Genomic DNA, 18,767 nt, shown 5'->3' with positions numbered 1-18,767 from the left:
GTCTTACATCTCACGTCGAACCACCCCATACACCACTTCATAAGTGGCGGGCAGACGGCCCTGGCTGTCGCGGAACTGTTCGTAGGCATCCACCAGGGCACGCATACGCTGGCGGCCGGTGAGCGCACTAGGGCGCCCCTGATTGACGTTGTGGGCACCAATGGCCTTGAGGTCGCGCATCAGGGATTTCAAATCGTCGTAGCGGGGGCACAGGGTTTCGGTCGTCAGTTGGCACTGCAATCCGGCGGCTTGTAACTGTTGTTGCAGCCGCTCCAAGGGTACAAAGCGGTTAACGTGAACCTGATCGTCCACCGCCTGCCAGGCTTTTTGCAATTCCCCAAGAGTGCCAGGGCCAAAGGTGCTGAGCACTGCCACACCGCCGGGCTTGAGCACTCGCTGCAGTTCAGCGCCCCATCGCTGGGGGTGTTCACACCACTGGTAGGTCAGGCTGGAAACCACCAGATCAACACTGTTGTCTGGCAAGGGTAACGCCTCTGCATCGCCACAAAGCCAGCGGTCTGCCACCGGGCGATGGCTCTGCGCGTATTCCAGCATGCCGGGAGCCAAGTCGAGAGCAGTGAGCTGGGTGTGCGGGAACCGTTCGCGCACCCTTGCGTACAGATAACCGGTACCGCAGCCCACATCCAAAGTGGACTGTGGAGCTGTATTTTCAGGGACTAGTGCTGCCACACTATCCGCCACCTTGCGTTGCAGGTCGGCGGCGGCGTCGTAACTGCTGGCAGCGCGGCTGAAAGAATCCGCCACACGCTGTTTGCTCAAGCGGGAATCCGATAAAAACTGCTCTACGGCTTCGATTACTCGCTGTGGCACCGACAAATGCATGGCATGGCCCGCCCCCTCAATCACCATCACTTGTTGGCCTGAATTGAGCGCATCAATATCAGCAACGGCCGTCACGGGCACCAAGGCGTCATTCTCACCAAATAGATGCAGGCCCGGGATGGACAAAGCAGCCAGTGCATCGCGATTATCCAGTTGCCCCAACAGCGCCAGCGTTTGTTGCCAGTTGCTGTTGGTATCCACCTGAGCAAAAGGCCGCAACGTTTTTAAAAGCTGCCGTTGTTGGCTATCGCCCTGGGATTCCAGGCCAATAAACTGTTTCAGGCATGCCTGCGGAGACTGTTCAAAGAACTGGCAAAATTGCTGAAAAGTGCTGGCTTCCATGGCCTTGGGCCATTCGCTGCTGGCAACAAACCGCGCGTTGCTGGCCAGCGTCGCCAGCTTGCCCACCCGCTCCGGGAAACGGGCACAAAAAGCCGTTGCCACCATGCCTCCCAAAGACCAGCCCAGCATATGGCATTGCGGCGGCAATTGGCTCGCCAGTATTTCCAAAAGCTCATCAAGGCCCACCTGCAACCACTGTTGACTACCACCAAAACCTGGCAAGTCCACCAAAATAACCGGGCGTTGTTGAGCGAGACTTTGGGCAAACTCGGCAAAAATGCTGCTATCAGCCCCCCAGCCGTGGAGCATCACCAAGGGAATGCCGCTGGCTGTAGAAGGCAGGTGGCGCTGATGTAAGGTTGGAGTTGGAATCTGTAAAACTGCTTCTGTCATATCAAGTCCCTGGATCGCCACGCTGCGCTCGCGATGACGATGTATTTAAGATTTCATCCAGGTTTTGCAGCAGCCGATCTACCTGCTGCTCGTTGTGTTCAGCACTCAAGGTAATACGCAAACGACCAGTGCCTTTGGGTACAGTGGGTGGGCGAATAGCCCCCACCAGAATACCTTTTTCCCGCAATTGCTGCCCCACTTGAACAGTGAGAGCATCGTCGTTAAGCAGCACCGGCTGAATGGGGGTTTGAGAATGCACCAGCTGCAAGCCCAGCTGTTGGGCGCCGCTGCGAAAACGGGTAATCAGTTGTTGCAGCTTTTCCCGGCGCCAGTTCTCCGTTTGCAGGAGTCGCAAGCTGGTGCGTGTGGCTGCCGCTACGGCCGGTGGCAATGCGGTGGTAAAAATATAGGGGCGAGCAAATTGGATTAATGTTTCGATCAGCGCTTCGCTGCCCGCCACAAAAGCGCCAAAGGTACCGAAGCCTTTACCCAGAGTACCCACCAGAATGGGCAACTGTTCCGGGCTCAGGCCAAAGTGCTCAGCACAACCGCCGCCGTTTTGCCCCAGTACGCCAAAGCCGTGGGCGTCGTCTACCATCAGCCAGGCGTCGTGCTGCTGGCAAGTGGTCGCCAGCGCAGGCACGTCTGCCAGGTTGCCATCCATGCTGAATACACCATCGGTGACCACCAGTTTGCGACCGCTGTGTATTTTGCTCAGGCGTTTTTCCAAGTCACGGTTATCTCGATAGCGCTGAAAGTCGGCGCGACTCAACAAACCGCCATCCAACAGGGATGCGTGGTTAAGGCGATCTTCCAGCACCGTATCGCCACGATCAGCCAGCGCCGCGATAGTGCCCATATTGGCCATATAGCCGGTGGAAAACAGCAGCGCGCGGGGCCGCCCGGTAAAGGCGGCGAGTTCTTCTTCCAGGGCATGATGCTCGCGGGAGTGACCGTAAATCAGGTGAGAAGCACCACTGCCAACGCCGGACTCGGCAGCACTTTTTTGCAGCGCAACGACCACCTCCGGGTGATTGGCCAAGCCAAGATAGTCGTTGCTGCAAAAACCCAAACAGGCTTTCCCATCCACCACCACCTCCGGCCCGGCAGCGGATTCAAGCTGATAGCGCTGGCGGTAAAGGTGGGCCGCTTTGCGTTGTTGCAGGGCGGGGAGTAAGGCGCTGTCTATCGACATAGGGAGGCGCTGTAGGTTGAGAAGCGATATACAAAGGGTCGCACGTCAGACGTCGCACGTCGCACGCTTTGTTTTGGAGTTTGCGTCATTCCCGCGAAAGCGGGAATCCATCTAGCTACTTCGTCAGATCCATGGATCCCCGCTTTCGCGGGGATGACGAAGTGCGTGGTTTTAGCGTGCGACGTGCGACGTCTGACGTGCGGCGTCAAATCACTTCGCCGCATCGTAGAAAAACTTGTCATTCTCCGCATCGGTAATGGCCTGATGCAGCTGCGCGGCCTCTTGCTCGTTGTCGCGCTCTACCCGGTACTCTTCGGGCTTGATACCGAGTTTATCGAACAGCTCCATGTCTTTATTGGCTTTGGGGTTGGGGGTGGTGAGAAGTTTGTCGCAGTAGAAGATGGAGTTGGCACCGGCCATAAAGGCCAGGGACTGCATCTGTTCGTTCATGGCCTCCCGGCCGGCGGACAAGCGCACATGGGATTTGGGCATCATGATGCGGGCCACGGCAATGGTGCGCAGGAACTCGAAATCGTCCAGGTCTTCCTCATTTTCCATCGGCGTACCGGCCACTTTCACCAGCATATTGATGGGCACCGACTCCGGGTGCTGAGGCAGGTTCGCCAGTTGCATCAGTAACCCGGCGCGGTCTTTCTGGCCTTCACCCATACCGACGATACCACCAGCACACACTTTCATACCGGCGTCACGCACATTGGCGAGGGTGTCCAGACGATCCTGATAAGTGCGGGTTGTGATTATGTCGCCGTAGTATTCCGGCGAGGTGTCCAGGTTGTGGTTGTAGTAATCGAGGCCAGCATCCACCAGTTCTTTGGCTTGCTCATCGGTCAGCATACCCAACGTCATGCAGGTTTCCATACCCAGCGCCTTTACCCCTTTGACCATCTCCGTCACCACCCGCAGATCTTTGGCCTTGGGAGAGCGCCAGGCGGCCCCCATGCAGAAACGAGAGGCGCCGGACTCTTTAGCCAGCTTGGCCTGCTCCACCACCTTTTGAACTTCCATCAGCTTTTCCCGCTCCAGACCAGTGTCGTAACGCACGCTCTGGGGGCAGTATTTGCAATCTTCCGGACAGGCCCCGGTTTTGATAGAAAGCAGCGTACTGAGTTGCACTTCGTTGGGGTTAAAGTGAGCGCGATGCACCACTTGGGCCTGGAACATCAAGTCATTGAAAGGCAGTTTGAACAGTCCAAGAACCTGATCGCGGCTCCAGTCATGGCGGATGTTGGCGTTGTGGCTGGCACTCATAGGGCAATCTCGTGTTATGGTTGCCCGCAGGCAACAATTTACAGACGGCAATGGGTTTTCGACAGATTGCGCAATTATCTGTTAACCCAACTGACACTACAAGGTTAACAGCGGATGTTTGGCCTCCACCAAGTTTTACAAACCCTTCGGCGTACAACCCCCAATCGCTGCCTGCTGTGCCAATATCCGGTAACCAGCGCCCTGCCCCTGTGCCACCCCTGCCAGCTGGAATTGCCTTGGCTTAACACCCACTGCCAGCACTGCTCACTTCCGCTGGGCACTCAGGGCATCTGCGGTGAATGTCTGCATTCGCCACCACCCTGGCGTCAGTGCATCGCTGCCTTTGAGTACACAGCACCAGTAAAGCAGTTGATCATTCAATACAAGCAGAGCGCCAACCTGGCGGCTGGGCGCACCCTTGCGCACTTACTGGCCAAAGCGGTGCAACTAAATGCAGAACCGCCCCTGCCCCAGCTACTCCTGCCAGTACCCATGCACTGGCGAGGGCAGTTGGCCAGGGGTTTTAACCAAAGCTACGATCTGGCGCGCATGCTATCTACCCAGCTCGGTATCGCGGCCAGCTGCCGTCATCTGCGCAAGCGCCATCACACTCAGACACAGCACACATTGCCCCGCAAGCAGCGGCAACGGAACTTGCACGGTCAGTTTGAAATAAGAAAGTCTGTTAGTGGGAAACGCATTGCGTTAATTGATGATGTGATGACTACCGGCAGTACGGCCAGGGCTATTGCCGGGTTGTTAGTCAAAGAAGGGGCTGAACAGGTGGATATTTGGTGCGTGGCAAGAACTCCCAAAATTTAACGGCAACTTAAGCCTCACAAGAACCTTAGAACCTAAACATTTCAATAACTCTAGGGGTTTCTACAGGTACTCCATCAGAAAGCATAGGTATATAAAGCATTTTCTTTATAACCGACAGAAAAGCTTTATCGATACGTTTCTGTTCTTCTGTTGGCTCTTTTGGAGAGTCATAAACAACCTTTGGATTCAACACTTTACCTTCGGGAGATATTGAAAATTCCACAGAGACGAGCCCTCTGAGCCTCTTTCTCTTTCCCTTGTGAGGGGCACCACGCACTAAGCGATAGCTACCATCATGAGTAGCAGACAGATAGGTATGAACAACTGGAATCTGTGTTAAAGACCACTCATTTTTACTGTACCCTAAATCTGGACAAGCGTTGCTTTTCTTAAACAAATCATCTTCATCACCAGAGCGAACTAGCAGCCAGTATAAGTTCTGGCATGCGAGACGAACGCCATCAACATCTCCTCCCCGATTCCAATCATCGATTATCCGATTGAAAGATTTTATCGATGCTTTAACATCACCCCGCCACTCTCCCATACCAGCCCATCGAAAAAATCCCCGTCGAATAATCGCATTCGAACAACCTAGTGACTCCAAAGTGTCTACAGTATCATCCACCTGATCGTTCTCAAGATACACCACTACTGCCTCACTGCATGCCTGATCTCTCTCCTTGAGAAGATTGCTTTCATTCCATTTTTTGATATTTTTCAAATAGGCGTCAGCGGCAGAATTATCTTTTCCGAAAAAAACTACCTTTGTACGATTAACTCTAACAGCGTATTTTTCTACTGACTTAAGATAATCAATTCCCGACATTGATCTTGCGCCATAAAAGACACCTTTGACTAGATCATCATTAGAGCACAGCCCCAACACCTCATCATTGCCTGATTCACCAGTCCGTAAAAGCGAACCAGAATAAATTTGGCAAATCTCAGATAAGTCCTCAAACACACTGACAGAATTCCATTTCGGGATCAGAAATTCCGAAAGAGCTACTCGACCTTTTGCAGAGTTAATCCAAGCTAAAGTCAAGAACTCATCACGAATCAATGAACTTGGACAGATATCAGTTTTTTGTTCGTATTTATCTAACTGATTAGAGTCAACCAGCAAACCGAATAAGCCTTTACACGCCTGAAAATATGATTCGGTGTATTCCTTAGAATGCCAATTTTTTATTAAAGGCCGGTACAACTTCTCTGCTTTATCGTACATTCTATTTCTTCTTAGGGATTCGGCAATCTCTAGCAGCTCAGTACGTACTCTAATATCGTGGTGTTTATACTTTCCATCGGCACCCTTTAGCTCTACTGAATCACCCCAGCAAGGCGAAATAGCTACTGTAAATAACAAAACAAATATCTTCTGCACTTTTGTTTCTCCTATCAACTAGACCTCGTTTCCTACTCATCTCCAAAACTTCGCATAACTGACACTAAGAATAGGCCAAAATAGCCCGATTTATGAAATAATGCCCGCCCCAATTACCTGCATCGACCACCACCATGCCCCTGCTACAACTCACCGATATCTCCCTCGCCTTTGGCAACCACGTGTTACTGGATCAGGCTGACCTGACCATTCACAAAGGCCAGCGCATCGGCATTTTGGGGCGCAACGGCGCGGGTAAATCCACCTTTATGAAGTTGCTGGATCGCCAGATTGTCGCCGACAGCGGCGAGCTGTGGCTGCGGCCCGGCACAGTGGTGAGTTACCTCAATCAGGAGCTGCCCGCCGCCGACAGCGCCACCGTGTACGATGTGGTGGCGTCCGGGCTAGCAGAGCTGGGGGATTTACTGGCGAGGTTTCACCACCTTTCCAGTGATGCTCACGACGAAGCCAGCCTGAAAAAACTGGCGCGGGTGCAAGAGCAGATTGAAGCTCAGGACGGCTGGCTGTTTGGCCAGCGAATCGACACCGTGCTCGGCAACCTGGAGTTGCCTGCAGATACACCCATGAAAGCACTCTCCGGCGGTTGGCGCCGCCGGGTGGCACTGGCAAGAGCGCTGGTGAGCGAGCCGGACATTTTGCTGCTGGATGAGCCCACCAACCACCTGGACATTCCCACCATCCAGTGGCTGGAAAAGCAGCTGGAAGGCTTTCGCGGCGCGCTGTTGGTGATTACCCACGACCGCGCCTTTTTGCAGCGCATGGCCACGTCCATTATCGAAATCGACCGCGGTCAACTGCGTTGCTGGGAAGGCGATTACCAGGGCTTTTTGAAATTCCAGGAACAGCAATTGGCCGCCGAACAACGAGCCAATGAGCTGTTCGACAAAAAACTGGCCCAGGAAGAAGTATGGATTCGCCAGGGTATTAAAGCCCGCCGCACCCGCAATGAAGGCCGGGTGCGCGACCTTGAAAAAATGCGTACTGAGCGGGCCGAACGCCGAGATCGCCAAGGCAACGCCAGCTTTGGTATGGAGAGCGCTGGGCAATCCGGCAAAGTGGTGGCGGAAGCCAAGGGCCTGAGCAAAAGCTACGATGGCCAGGCCATTGCCAATAACTTTTCCCTGAAAATTTTGCGTGGCGATCGCATCGGCTTTATCGGCGCCAACGGTATGGGTAAAACCACGCTGCTACGCATGTTGCTGGGCGAAGAAACGCCAGATACAGGCTCAGTAAAGCTCGGCACCAAACTGGAGATCGCCTATTTCGACCAGTTGCGCAATCAGCTGAACGGCGAAAAAACCGTGATCGACAATCTCGCAGAAGGCCGCGAATTTATCACCATTAATGGCAAAGACAGCCATGTCATCAGCTATCTGCAGGACTTTCTGTTTACCCCGGATCGCTGCCGCCAGCCGGTAAAATCCCTGTCAGGCGGCGAACAAAACCGGCTGATTCTCGCCCGCCTGTTCAGTAAACCCGCCAATGTATTGGTGCTGGACGAACCCACCAACGACCTGGATATGGAAACTCTGGAACTGCTGGAAGAAATTCTGCTGCAGTTCGACGGCACCATTTTGCTGGTCAGCCACGACCGGGAATTTCTCGATAACGTGGTTACCAGCTGCCTGGTTTTTGAAGGCAATGGCATCGTTAACGAATACGTGGGCGGCTACCAACACTGGAGCAAGCGCGGCAAATCCCTGCCCTCTCTAAACAAAAAGGCCGCTGTTGAATCAGCGCCAGCGCTAGCCCCAAAAGCGGCACCAGCCCCTGAAAAAGCACCCTCTAATAAAGCCCCGAAAAAGAAAAAACTGTCTTACAAATACCAGTTAGAGTTAGATCAGTTGCCGGAAAAAATCGAAGCACTGGAAACGCGGGTAGAGGCACTCACCGAACAAACATCCAGCGCCGACTTTTACAACCAGCCCCACGATATCACTCAACCTGTATTGAATGATTTGGCCAATACCCAGGCAGACCTGGAAGCCGCTATTGAACGCTGGGCCGAGTTGGAAGAAATGACAGAGTAAACCAATCGCCAACTCAACAGTTTTCTCTACCATCATTTTTCAGCACAAGGACTGCACCATGTACCGCATCATCACCATCCTGAGTATCGCCCTGATTACGCTTTTGGCCACCGCCTGTGGCAGCCAGCAAAACAGCGAACAAAGTTACACCCTGTGGGTCAACAGTCACACCACCCCCTGCCAGGGTGTGGCGCCGATGGATTGCCTGCAAACACACAAAGGCAAGGCTGAGCCGCAAGACAGTGAATGGCAATTGTTTTACAGCACAATTGAAGGCTTTACCTTCGAGCCCGGTTATCGCTACCAGCTATCCGTGACAGAGCGCCAACTGGCCCCGAAAGACGTACAGGCAGATGCCTCATCCAGCACTTACCACTTGGTCGAAGTGCTGCAAAAAATTGCCGACGCCAGCAACCAACTGACCGACATCTGGGCGCTGCAAGCGTTGAATGGAGAGGAAATCAGCACCTCTGAAAACACCATCAATCAGCACCCCGTACTGGAACTGGATATTGGCAACAAACGCTTTAGTGGCAACGACAGCTGCAATCAAATCTTTGGCGGCATCGAAACTCTGACAGACGAAAAAATCACCTTTGGCCCTGCAGCCAGCACCAAAATGGCGTGCCCGGATATGACACTGGCCGACAGTTTTTACAATGCTCTGGAAGCCACATCCAGTTATAAGCGCGAAGGTCTGCTACTCTACTTTTACAACCAGCAAGGCAAAGAAGTACTGCGCTTTCGAAAAGTGGACTAAACGGCAACGCTGCTGGAAAAACCAAATGTATGGATTGGCTATCACTTGATGTGACCGTGGCCAGCAGGGAAGCTGGCCTCGAGCCCCCATGGATGGGTTTACGGCGTGTCACAGCAAGTGATAGCTAATCCTTGCTGTGCGCCAAGTTACCAAGCAATTTCACAGCAGGTTATTGAATTGGGCAAATCGATATGAGCGAACTCTCCCTCTCCTGCCAGTGCGGCGAAGTCAAAGGCACAGCCCGTAACGTATCAGCCAAAACCGGCAATCACCTGGTGTGTTATTGCAGTGATTGCCAGCGTTTTATGAAGGAGCTGGGGCAGGAAAGTCTATTGGATGACAACGGCGGTTCATTTATTTTTCAGCTGCCGCCCTGCAACCTGGTGATTCATCAGGGCCACGACCAGCTGCGCTGTCTGAAGCTCACCCAGAAAGGGCCGCTGCGCTGGCACACCGCCTGCTGCAATTCCCCTGTGGCAAACACGTTTGCCGCTGGCATGCCCCTGGTGGGCATGGTCACCAGCTTTATTGCCAACGAAACGGATCGTTCCAATCTGGGCGAAGTGCGCTTTTATATTCAAGGCCAACACGCCATTGGCACACCACCACAGCCGGTGGTACACCCCAAATTCCCCGGCAAACTGATTCGCCGCATTATGCGGCAGATGGTGTGTGGCAAAATATTGGGGCGGCAGAAGCCGAATCCGTTTTTTACCGAACAGGGAAAGCCGACATCCAAACCCGAAAAACGCTACCCGACAGATTGATACTACACACGCTTACCCAACATCCGCCGCAATGTGCCATCCTTATCCACCACATGGTGTTTGATAGCGCCCACCACGTGCAATACCAGAGCGCCGATAATGCAGTAACCCGCTATCCAGTGCAGTGAATGAGCAGTGCCAGCAATACCCGCATTGATGGGCAGCACTTTGCCGGGGTTTTCCGGGTCCGGGTTGTGATGAAACAGCTCCCAGCCAAACACCGCCACGCCGTGGCCGCCCATGGCGGACATTAGAAAGCCGGAAATGGGCATCACCAAAGTACCGATAATCAACAGCCAGTGCACCAGACTGGCCAGGAAGGTTTCGATGGCCGTGTAATTGCCCACGTGTTGCGGCCAACCCTGCTTGATGCGCCACAGTATTCTCACCACCACAAACACGGCGATAATGACGCCGAAAGATTTGTGCCAGGGATAAAGCCCATAAGCACTCGTCTGCTCCATATAAATTCCGGTGGCCAGCAGGCCTATCATTAACAGAGCCACTATCCAGTGCAGTGATATGGTGGTGGAGCTGAGTTTTTCTCGGGTATCGCCGCTCATCATTTACTCCGTTGATTTGAATAATTCACCATTCTTACATAAACCCTGATTAACCGGGCCTATGATATCCTCACGCCGCTGCGCGGCTCAGGATGACGAGGCAGAGTTGAGATTAAAAGCCCAGTCAACGGACACGCTGTTGTAAAGACTCATAAATAGCCACCGACAGGATTATGGCTCCTCCGGCAATAACCCAACCGCTAACGCTTTCCCCCAGTAACAGCCAGGCCAAAACAGCCCCCAGCACCGGCTGCGAACAGCCGATAATAGACACGGTTTTTGCCGGTAGCCGCTTCAGGCACACAGCCAACAAAGTGTGCGCCCCTGCTGTGGTGACCAGGCCCAGCAACAACAGCAACAACCATTGGTCACTGTTCATTTGAGCTACCTGGCCGCCATCCACAAACAGCGCCAGCATCAGCGCCACCGCCAGTATCTGGTGGAGAATCATTTTGCCACTGGGCACATCGCTGTAGTGATGCTTCAACACCAAATTGCGTACCGCAAACAGCAGCGCCGACAACACCCCCCACAGACAACCGGCGACAATGGGGCTGCCCTGGGACAATTGCAGTTGGTCCCACACCATCACCACCAGACCCACCAACACCAACAGCCCGGCCATGACATCGCCAAAACGCAGGCGGTACTTGCCACGGCCAGAACGAAAAAGTGGCTCCAGCAAAATAGTGAGTACCGGATAACTGAACAACGCCAACATGCCCACCGCCACCGTGGACACCTGCATGGCGTGGAAGTAGGTAATCCAATGCAAACCCAAAAACACCCCCAGGCCGTAAACGCCCAATGCCTGGCGCCAATCCCGCAAGCGCCAACTCACCCCCTGCAACCAACAGAACAGCAAAAGGCCCAACACAGCGATCACACTGCGCAGCTGCGACATGGTTGTGGCATCCAGGGGAATGGCTTTGGCGAACAAGCCATTGAGGGAGAGCAGCAATATCTTGCTGTACAACGCCAGCCAGCCTTGATGATTCTGTGTCATAGACAACCCCCAAAGGGACAATTTACTATCCGCTTATGGCAAAAATTCTGGTGTTCCAGCACGTACCTTACGAGCCCCTGGGGTTACTCGACCCCATGCTGCGCCGCCACAAACACCGCATCCGCTACGTGAATTTTGGCCGCGACGACGCCACCGTACCCGCCCTGGACAACTACGCCGCACTGATCGTATTGGGTGGCCCCATGAACATTGGTCAGGAAGCGGAATTCCCCCACCTGGAACTGGAAAAGCGTGCCATTTTACAGGCTATGGAGCTGCAAATCCCGATTCTGGGCATCTGCCTGGGAGCGCAGCTGGTTGCCAGCGCTTTGGGGGCAAAAGTCTACCCGGCGGAATCCATAGAAATTGGCTGGCACCCGGTAAATACCACTGATCAGGCAGCCGCTGACCCGCTAGCAAAACATTTTTCAGAAAGCGAACAGATTTTTCAGTGGCACGGCCACACCTTCGACCTGCCACCGGGCGCCACCCCGCTGATTAGCGGCGAATTGTGTGCAAATCAGGCCTTTCGAATGGGCAACAGCACCTATGGCCTGCAATTTCATCTGGAAGCCTGCGAATCCGTGATCGAGCGCTGGCTCACCGTACCCCAACACGAAGACGACCTGGCGAAGCTGGCACCGGGAGCTGCGGAGAGCATCCGCCAGCAAAACCACAGCGCCCTGCCGCGCTCAAAACAACTGGCAGAAAAAGTGTTCGGGGAGTTTATTGGCTTACTGCCTGCGGTGAGGAAGCAGCATCGGTTGAGGTCGAGGTAAAACACAGCTGCGGGCAACGGGTTTCGGGCGGCGAGCAAATCGAGCGAGATTGTCCTTATAAATGGCATTGAACTCAAAAGAATCGTCATCCCCGCGCAGGCGGGGATCCATGTTCAATATGGCACTAAAGCCTTTAAATACCGAGGTTTTTGGATTCCCGCCTGCGCGGGAATGACGGGTTTGAAAGTTTTACCGGAGACAATATTGCTCCCTAGCATTACGGAGTGGAATCGCCCGTAGCCCGCTGCTCGCAGCAAAATCACGACCCATCAATCATCCGACCTACACTACCCAGCACCGACCCTTCACCCTTATCGGAACCGCCATGACTGGGCGCACTTTCGATAATGCGATCCGCCAAACGAGAGAACGGCAGGCTTTGCACCCACACGCTACCCGTACCGCTGAGTGTTGCCAAAAACAAACCTTCACCGCCAAAAATCATTGACTTGAGGTTGCCAGCACGCTCAATGCTGTACTCAATGCCTTGGGAAAATGCCACCAGACAGCCGGTATCCACACGCAGGGTTTCGCCATTCAGTTGCTTGCGCACCAGGGTGCCGCCCGCATGCACAAAGGCCATGCCATCGCCTTCAATTTTCTGCAGGATGAAGCCTTCGCCGCCGAAGAAACCCGCTCCCAGTTTTTTGTTGAAGGTGATGCTGATTTTGGTACCCAGAGCCGCCGCCAGAAAAGCGTCTTTTTGGCAGATAATCTTGCCGCCCTCTTTTTCCATATCCAGAGCGACAATCGTGCCAGGGTAAGGGGCAGAAAACGCCACCCGCTTTTTACCGGCACCATTGTTGGTAAAGTGAGTGGTAAAAATGGATTCCCCGGTGAGCATGCGCTTGCCAGCACTGAACAACTTGCCCATTAACCCTTGATCCGGGTCGGAGCCATCCCCCATTTTGGTCTGAAAGTCGATGCTTTCTTCCATGTAGGTCATGGCTCCTGCTTCGGCGATTACGGTTTCGCCAGGGTCCAGTTCCACCTCCACCAACTGAATATCATGGCCCTTAATTTCATAATCCACTTCGTGACAATGTTGCGGCATTTCTACGCTCCCTCTGATTCACTAAAGCAGGCAATGTAGCCTGTCTTTGATCATAAAAAAAGCCACCTGTGAACGCATAACACCTAATCAGAAAGCTTCGAAACAGGCTAAACGAAACTTTATTCCAACAAAAAACACATTATCAGGATAAATTTCTTTTGGTTTGTAAATTTATGTATTTTGCAGCCGCTTAAAATGAATTTTTTTAGCAAAAACACTACAATTACCACCACTTGAAATGCCGATCACCAACCGTGTAATCGGCATCTGTGGCCAGCGATAAAAAACTGGCTAACTTGCTAAATCAACAATCTTGTAGAAGCCATACTTGAAAAATATTTTTTGGAGAAAGGTAATGAAAAAACTACTCGCAACAGTGTTACTAGCACTGGCTTCCACCCACACTTGGGCAGAGGAGTACAAGATTACTATTGAGTTTACCCCAGGCGTCACTAACGCCACTGAAGTTGAGTTATCCATTAATGGAGAAACCACTAAAGCTGACATCGTTGATAACCGAGCTACATTCACCGGAAAGATTGAAGACATGGCTTTTGCCAAACTATCCACTAAAAGCCGTTATCACAACATTATTCTGGAAAACGCAGAATACGATATTCGATGGCAGCCATACGGCACCACTTCAACCGGTGGTGATTTACATAACCTGATATATGGCTACTTTCAAAATCCTGAATACATCGCCGCAACAAAAGCCCATCATCAGGTAACACTAAAACGCTCCAACATTGATGACATGGACAGGGAAGCAATGGCTGCCTGGATGGCAGAATTGCGAGCTGCTGGCGCGCCAAGAAACAAAATCAAGAACGATTACTTGCATAATATCCTACAAGGTGATTATTCGGCTCTGGAAAAATTTTTAGCGCTAAAAGGCAACTATGACTGGAACCGTTACGACTTACAGAAAAAGCTGGAAATGGCCCAATCTTACCAAAAGCAACTGCCTGAAAATAACGACATTGCAGCTTATATCGAGAGCATAAAACGTGGCATAGCCAGAAGCAAAGTTCGAGACAACCTGGCAGAGGGCAGCATCTACAAACCTGTGACTGCCAAAACAGTAGACGGCGAAATGCTTGAACTGGAATCCGTACTTAAAGAAAATAAACTGGTACTACTGGAATTCTGGGCATCCTGGTGCGGCCCCTGCCGCGGTGCATTTCCACATCTGAAACGTGTCTACGACGAATATCACGATAAGGGCTTTGAAATTTACGCCATCTCCCTGGACGAAGACCACGACGACTGGCTGCAAGCACTGGAAGAAGAAGACGCACCATGGATAAACCTGATAGACGAAGACGCCTTCGATGCCAAATCAGCTCTTGATTATGCAGTGACCGGAATACCGGCCAGTTTTTTGATTACCTCTGACGGAAAAATGCTCGGCTCTGACTTTCGGGACTGGAAGCTGGATGATGCGCTTAAAGAATTCTTTGATAAATAAAATTGTTTAGAAAATCAAAGTTAGTATCAAGAGCCCTGCCATTGGCGGGGCTTTTTTGTTGTAGCGTTGATGCCATAGCAAAGGTGGATTCCCGCCTGCGCGCACTACTGTCTGGGACAATCTTCTACCGTCATGCCAGCGACAAATCTTTGATTTGGGCAGTCACAGGACTGAGGCGCAAGCCGTACAATGCGAGCATCCATAGACCACCGTATTTTCTGACTTTAGTGCCATATTCATAATGGATCTCCGCCTTCGCGGAGATGACGAAATTTTTAAGTATCTCTTCCATCGATTTGGCAATAGAGCTTACGCAACAAGGCTTTACAGTAAGGCCTTTAATTTATCCAGGACAGTAGTGCGCGAAAGCGGGAATCCAGAAACCACCATACTTGAAAACCACAACCCCATAGCGAATATGGATCTCCGCCTGCGCGGAGATGACGACCTATTAAGACATGGGTCTTACCGGACAGACCAAAAAAAACGGCGCCAACCGGCGCCGTTTAAATTGATACCCTTTTTCAAGCAAAGGGAGTATTTATTTCCAACCCTGAGAATTAAATTTCAAAATCCTTTGTCAGGTTCAGATATACCACCCGACCGCTAGTGGACACGCGACTGGCAGAATAGCCCAGGCGATTATCCACAAAGGTGGGATCCGGGTTAAAGATATTCTGGGCACCCAGTTTTATTTTAACCCCTTGCATCAAACCAGATACCGCCGGAGAGTCATAGCCCACTTGCAGGTTAGTGGTCATATAAGAACCAGCCCTGGTTTGCGGGTTAGGATTAACTGGCAGCTCATCCAGTGGACGGAAACGCTGTCCATCAAAGGTAACGAAGGTACTGGATGGGACAACCACATCGTGACCACTGTGGTAACGGGTTTCCACTGCAGCGTTGTAGTTACCATTAATCCAGCTTATCCGCAGAGTGCTGCCCCAATCACTGGTACCACTTTCGGTACCGGCCGTATCTACGGAGGGCAGGAAAGGGGCAAACTGGCGGCTGGTTTCCAGGGTACGTACCGCATTCAGGTCAAACACAAACTGGCCGATATCGGTATCCATGGCGTAATTGACCAGAAAATCAACCGTGCGGGAATCAAAGGTGGATAGATTTTTCTGACGTTGATCCAGGAACAGAGTGTCGGTATCGCCAAGAATAAACAGCCCCGGCAGGTCCTGGAAGTTATCCACCAACGTCGCAAACAGCGCACTATCAACAGAGCCAACCCTGTCGATATAATTATCGTAGGAGGCATCCTGATAGACGACCGTCATATTCAGACCCGGAACACCCGAGGGCGTAAACTCCAGCGACACAGTTCGAGTGTCGGCAGTTTGCGGCTCCAAAAGCGGGTTGGCACCACTCAAAGCAAACAAATTGGTATAGGGCTGCAGTTGAGTCTGAAAATCTCTCAAGGGGAACGCACTGGGGAACACAAAAATGCCGCCAAACAATTGATTGGACAGTGGCGTCAGGAACGACTCCCCCCAGGTGGCACTCAGTTTCAAGTCGTCGTTGACACGCCAGATCATACCCACGGACGGCGAGGTATTGCTGTAGTCGCCACTCAAAGGAATTCCACGTTGGGTAGGTCCGGGAGGGGTATTGGCAGCAGCCTCACCAACCAAATCTGCCAGGTTGATGCCGTCTACCAGCTGACCATCGTTGCCAAGCCCCCCGAAATTGCCCAAGTCGACAAAACCGGCACGATCGTGTTTTTCGTAACGGGCTGACAGCAGCAGGCTCAACTCCTGCATAGCGGGCAAGTCTTTAAACAGGGGCACGGAGAACTGGGTAAACAACGACTCTACCGACTCCTCATTGGGACCAACAATAAATGGGTCTCGATCTGTTCTCACTCCTGATTCCGCATCAAAGTCTAGAGTCACGGAACTGTACTCACTTTCCCGCACCTCAACGCCCAGCGCCATTTTCACTTCGCCGGCGGGCAAATTGAACAATGTACCGTCAACCTTAAAGGTAAACTGGTGGGTTTCGTTGGAGCCAACTCTTTCACTTCTTACGAAGGTATCCAACAGAAGTGCAGCGTTGTTGGCGGCCGCCTCCGGGGTTCCAGAGAATGGGTCAAATTGTTCGGCAATTGCATCCAAAGCCGTACAGTTAACACGACAGAAAGGAACGCTGAAGTTCAGATTATCACTGTCTTCACTGCTGGTGCTTAAATCCAGTTGGTAACTCCAACCATCCAGGAACGCCAGGTCACCGGCCAGGCCAATGCCCGCTGAATAGCTTTCCAGCTCCGTACCCACAGGGTACTGTCGAGCACCGACCAGCGCCGACTCCAGAGCGAAATCGTAGCCTACCGCAACAGGTCGAGCACCGTAGCGACTGATTACATGGGGGTTAGTATCTGACAGCAAGAGGAACTGAGTAACACCATTGAGCCGCTGACTGAAAAAGCTGGGCTGGCCAGGTATGGGAATACTAATATCACCCAGAACGCCCGTCGGGTTCAGGTTGTTAAAGCTCAGCTGGTTGGTGTCGATGGTGTTCTCGTCTTCCGAATTATTGTAGCTGGCGTCAAAGGTCAGGGTGTGAGAGCCACCGAGCTCCTGTTTGCCGCGAAAGCTAATGGAAAAGCGCTTTTCTTCCGGCCCATAGGCACGTTGCTTGAATATAGATGGCACACCAGCTTCCCGCGGCCCGGTGATATCACCAGTGACCGGGTCTCTTTGGAAAAAGGGGTTGGGGCCATCAATAATTTCCCCTGTTGAGGTAGCTCTGAAGCCCGGAATATACCCCAATACCGTGCCTTCTCCTGGGCCGCCAATGCCATAGAGGCGGTTGTCAACACCACCCATGCCAGTGAGATCGCCGGGGCCATTGGGGCCGCTGGGAGTCAGGGCATTGGGGTCATTGGGTTTGGTTTGCTCGGCACTGACGGTAGTGGTTAACTGGCCGCCGTCCCAGCTAAAGGTGTAGCCTACGTCCAGGCGATCACGGGAGGCGTCGTTAGAAGCACTTTCGGTGCGCAGGGCCAGATTCAGGCCCTCATAGTCCTTGCGCAGAATAATATTGACCACACCGGCTACCGCATCGGCGCCGTAAATGGCGGACGCGCCATCGGTAATAATTTCAATGCGCTCAACGTGAGAAATGGGGATACTGGATATATCCGTCAGTTGATCGCCCGATCCCTGGGAAGAGCGCGCCCGGCGGCGGCCATTAACCAACACCAGAGTGGAGCGAGCACCCAGGCCACGCAGGTTTACACCGCTGGTACCCAGAGTGGACATAGGAGGAAAACCGTTGGTATTGTCGCCCTGAAAAGACCCATTGGCTACCGGGTTAACATTGCTGAGGTTTTGCGGCAAGCTGCGGAACACTTCTTCCAGGCTGGCATAACCGCCACGGGCGAGTTTTTCACGGTCGATGGTCACCCGCGGGGATGCCGGCTCAACGTTTTTCAAGTGGGTGCCGGTGATCGTGATTTCTTCATCCACTTCAATATCATCATCGCTGGCGTCGCTGCCCGCTTCGGCGTCGTCTGCGGCCTTGATAATAACGGAATCATCGGAAAGGAATTCGTATTGCAGGCCACTGTCTTTGGTCAACATGTCCAGCGCCTGAGCCAAGGAATATTCGCCACTCAGGGACGGCGCCTGATGGCTGCTGCCCAGTTCGCTGGGCATAACGATCTGTACACCAGCGTCTTTTGCCAGCTCTCGTACAGCCGCGCCAACGCTCTGGCTGGCAATATCAATTTGGTATGTTGCGGACGGATCCGCCACGGCACCTGTGGAAACGGTCAGGGCCAGTGCTGAAGTAACGCCCAGTGCAAGAGCATTGCGTTTGAATACGTTGGTACGTTTCATTTATCCCACCTCTAATGGTTGTTGGTACGCCGCCTGAGGCCTGTATTTTTGTTATTCAGCCCGCAAGCAACACAGATGACACGTATAAATCCGCACACCCCCTAAATTTTTTTAAAAATTATCAAAATTTGTAAATATGACCCCAAAGCCGAGATTAGCCTACGGGTAAAATCGAGGGCACTAAGTCGTCATCGTGATCATATCTCTACTGTCATCC

General features: G+C 52.6%; 14 protein-coding genes. 6 read left to right on the top strand and 8 right to left on the bottom strand.

Features of this window, described 5'->3' with window-relative positions; all coding sequences use genetic code 11:
* Nucleotides 1-3 precede the first annotated feature (3 nt).
* The 3 genes from bioC to bioB all read right to left on the bottom strand — a co-directional run bounded on the left by bioC (nt 4) and on the right by bioB (nt 4,042).
* Entirely contained in the window at nt 4-1,578 is a 1,575-nt protein-coding gene (bioC, locus tag QSV34_RS05030; RefSeq protein ID WP_289152525.1) for a malonyl-ACP O-methyltransferase BioC, read from the bottom strand.
* A gap of 1 nt (nt 1,579) precedes the next feature.
* Complete coding sequence (gene bioF / locus QSV34_RS05025) at nt 1,580-2,773, bottom strand: 8-amino-7-oxononanoate synthase (protein ID WP_289152523.1); 1,194 nt, start codon at nt 2,771-2,773, stop codon at nt 1,580-1,582.
* A gap of 210 nt (nt 2,774-2,983) precedes the next feature.
* Nucleotides 2,984-4,042, bottom strand: coding sequence for a biotin synthase BioB (gene bioB / locus QSV34_RS05020; RefSeq protein WP_289152522.1), 1,059 nt, complete (start codon nt 4,040-4,042; stop codon nt 2,984-2,986).
* 114 nt (nt 4,043-4,156) lie between these two features.
* On the opposite strand from bioB, the gene QSV34_RS05015 reads away from it, so the two are divergent.
* Complete coding sequence (locus tag QSV34_RS05015; protein ID WP_289152520.1) at nt 4,157-4,864, top strand: ComFC family protein; 708 nt, start codon at nt 4,157-4,159, stop codon at nt 4,862-4,864.
* 25 nt (nt 4,865-4,889) lie between these two features.
* Here QSV34_RS05015 and QSV34_RS05010 read toward each other — a convergent pair whose 3' ends face one another.
* Complete coding sequence (locus QSV34_RS05010) at nt 4,890-6,251, bottom strand: energy transducer TonB (protein ID WP_289152518.1); 1,362 nt, start codon at nt 6,249-6,251, stop codon at nt 4,890-4,892.
* 134 nt (nt 6,252-6,385) lie between these two features.
* Here QSV34_RS05010 and QSV34_RS05005 point away from each other — a divergent pair, with 134 nt between their 5' ends.
* The 3 genes from QSV34_RS05005 (at nt 6,386) to QSV34_RS04995 (ending at nt 9,829) form a co-directional block, all read left to right on the top strand.
* Entirely contained in the window at nt 6,386-8,302 is a 1,917-nt protein-coding gene (locus QSV34_RS05005) for an ATP-binding cassette domain-containing protein (protein WP_289152517.1), read from the top strand.
* Between the two features lie 58 nt (nt 8,303-8,360).
* On the top strand, nt 8,361-9,062 hold the full coding sequence (locus QSV34_RS05000; RefSeq protein ID WP_289152515.1) for a DUF4377 domain-containing protein: 702 nt from the start codon (nt 8,361-8,363) through the stop codon (nt 9,060-9,062).
* A 191-nt stretch (nt 9,063-9,253) separates the two neighbouring features.
* On the top strand, nt 9,254-9,829 hold the full coding sequence (locus QSV34_RS04995) for a DUF6151 family protein (RefSeq protein WP_289152513.1): 576 nt from the start codon (nt 9,254-9,256) through the stop codon (nt 9,827-9,829).
* A 2-nt stretch (nt 9,830-9,831) separates the two neighbouring features.
* Here the strand turns inward: QSV34_RS04995 and QSV34_RS04990 are convergent, their stop codons facing one another.
* Nucleotides 9,832-10,392, bottom strand: coding sequence for a cytochrome b (locus tag QSV34_RS04990; RefSeq protein ID WP_289152511.1), 561 nt, complete (start codon nt 10,390-10,392; stop codon nt 9,832-9,834).
* A 124-nt stretch (nt 10,393-10,516) separates the two neighbouring features.
* The gene (locus QSV34_RS04985; protein ID WP_289152510.1) at nt 10,517-11,398 is read right to left on the bottom strand and encodes a DMT family transporter; all 882 of its coding nucleotides are present in this window, start codon (nt 11,396-11,398) and stop codon (nt 10,517-10,519) included.
* Between the two features lie 35 nt (nt 11,399-11,433).
* On the opposite strand from QSV34_RS04985, the gene QSV34_RS04980 reads away from it, so the two are divergent.
* Nucleotides 11,434-12,177, top strand: a complete 744-nt coding sequence (locus QSV34_RS04980; RefSeq protein ID WP_289152509.1) for a glutamine amidotransferase-related protein — start codon at nt 11,434-11,436, stop codon at nt 12,175-12,177.
* Between the two features lie 259 nt (nt 12,178-12,436).
* On the opposite strand, the gene QSV34_RS04975 is transcribed toward QSV34_RS04980, so the two are convergent.
* A complete protein-coding gene (locus QSV34_RS04975) occupies nt 12,437-13,231 on the bottom strand; it encodes a TIGR00266 family protein (protein WP_289152507.1) in 795 nt (264 codons plus the stop codon).
* A gap of 355 nt (nt 13,232-13,586) precedes the next feature.
* On the opposite strand from QSV34_RS04975, the gene QSV34_RS04970 reads away from it, so the two are divergent.
* The gene (locus QSV34_RS04970; protein WP_289152506.1) at nt 13,587-14,702 is read left to right on the top strand and encodes a TlpA family protein disulfide reductase; all 1,116 of its coding nucleotides are present in this window, start codon (nt 13,587-13,589) and stop codon (nt 14,700-14,702) included.
* 560 nt (nt 14,703-15,262) lie between these two features.
* Here QSV34_RS04970 and QSV34_RS04965 read toward each other — a convergent pair.
* Complete coding sequence (locus QSV34_RS04965) at nt 15,263-18,550, bottom strand: TonB-dependent receptor (RefSeq protein ID WP_289152504.1); 3,288 nt, start codon at nt 18,548-18,550, stop codon at nt 15,263-15,265.
* Between the last annotated feature and the right edge of the window lie 217 nt (nt 18,551-18,767).

Origin of the sequence: Porticoccus sp. W117, assembly GCF_030341905.1 — a bacterium.
Classification (GTDB): domain Bacteria; phylum Pseudomonadota; class Gammaproteobacteria; order Pseudomonadales; family Porticoccaceae; genus SCSIO-12696.
Note: the sequence above shows the minus strand (reverse complement) of the source record. Positions and strands in the feature narration are given on the sequence as shown.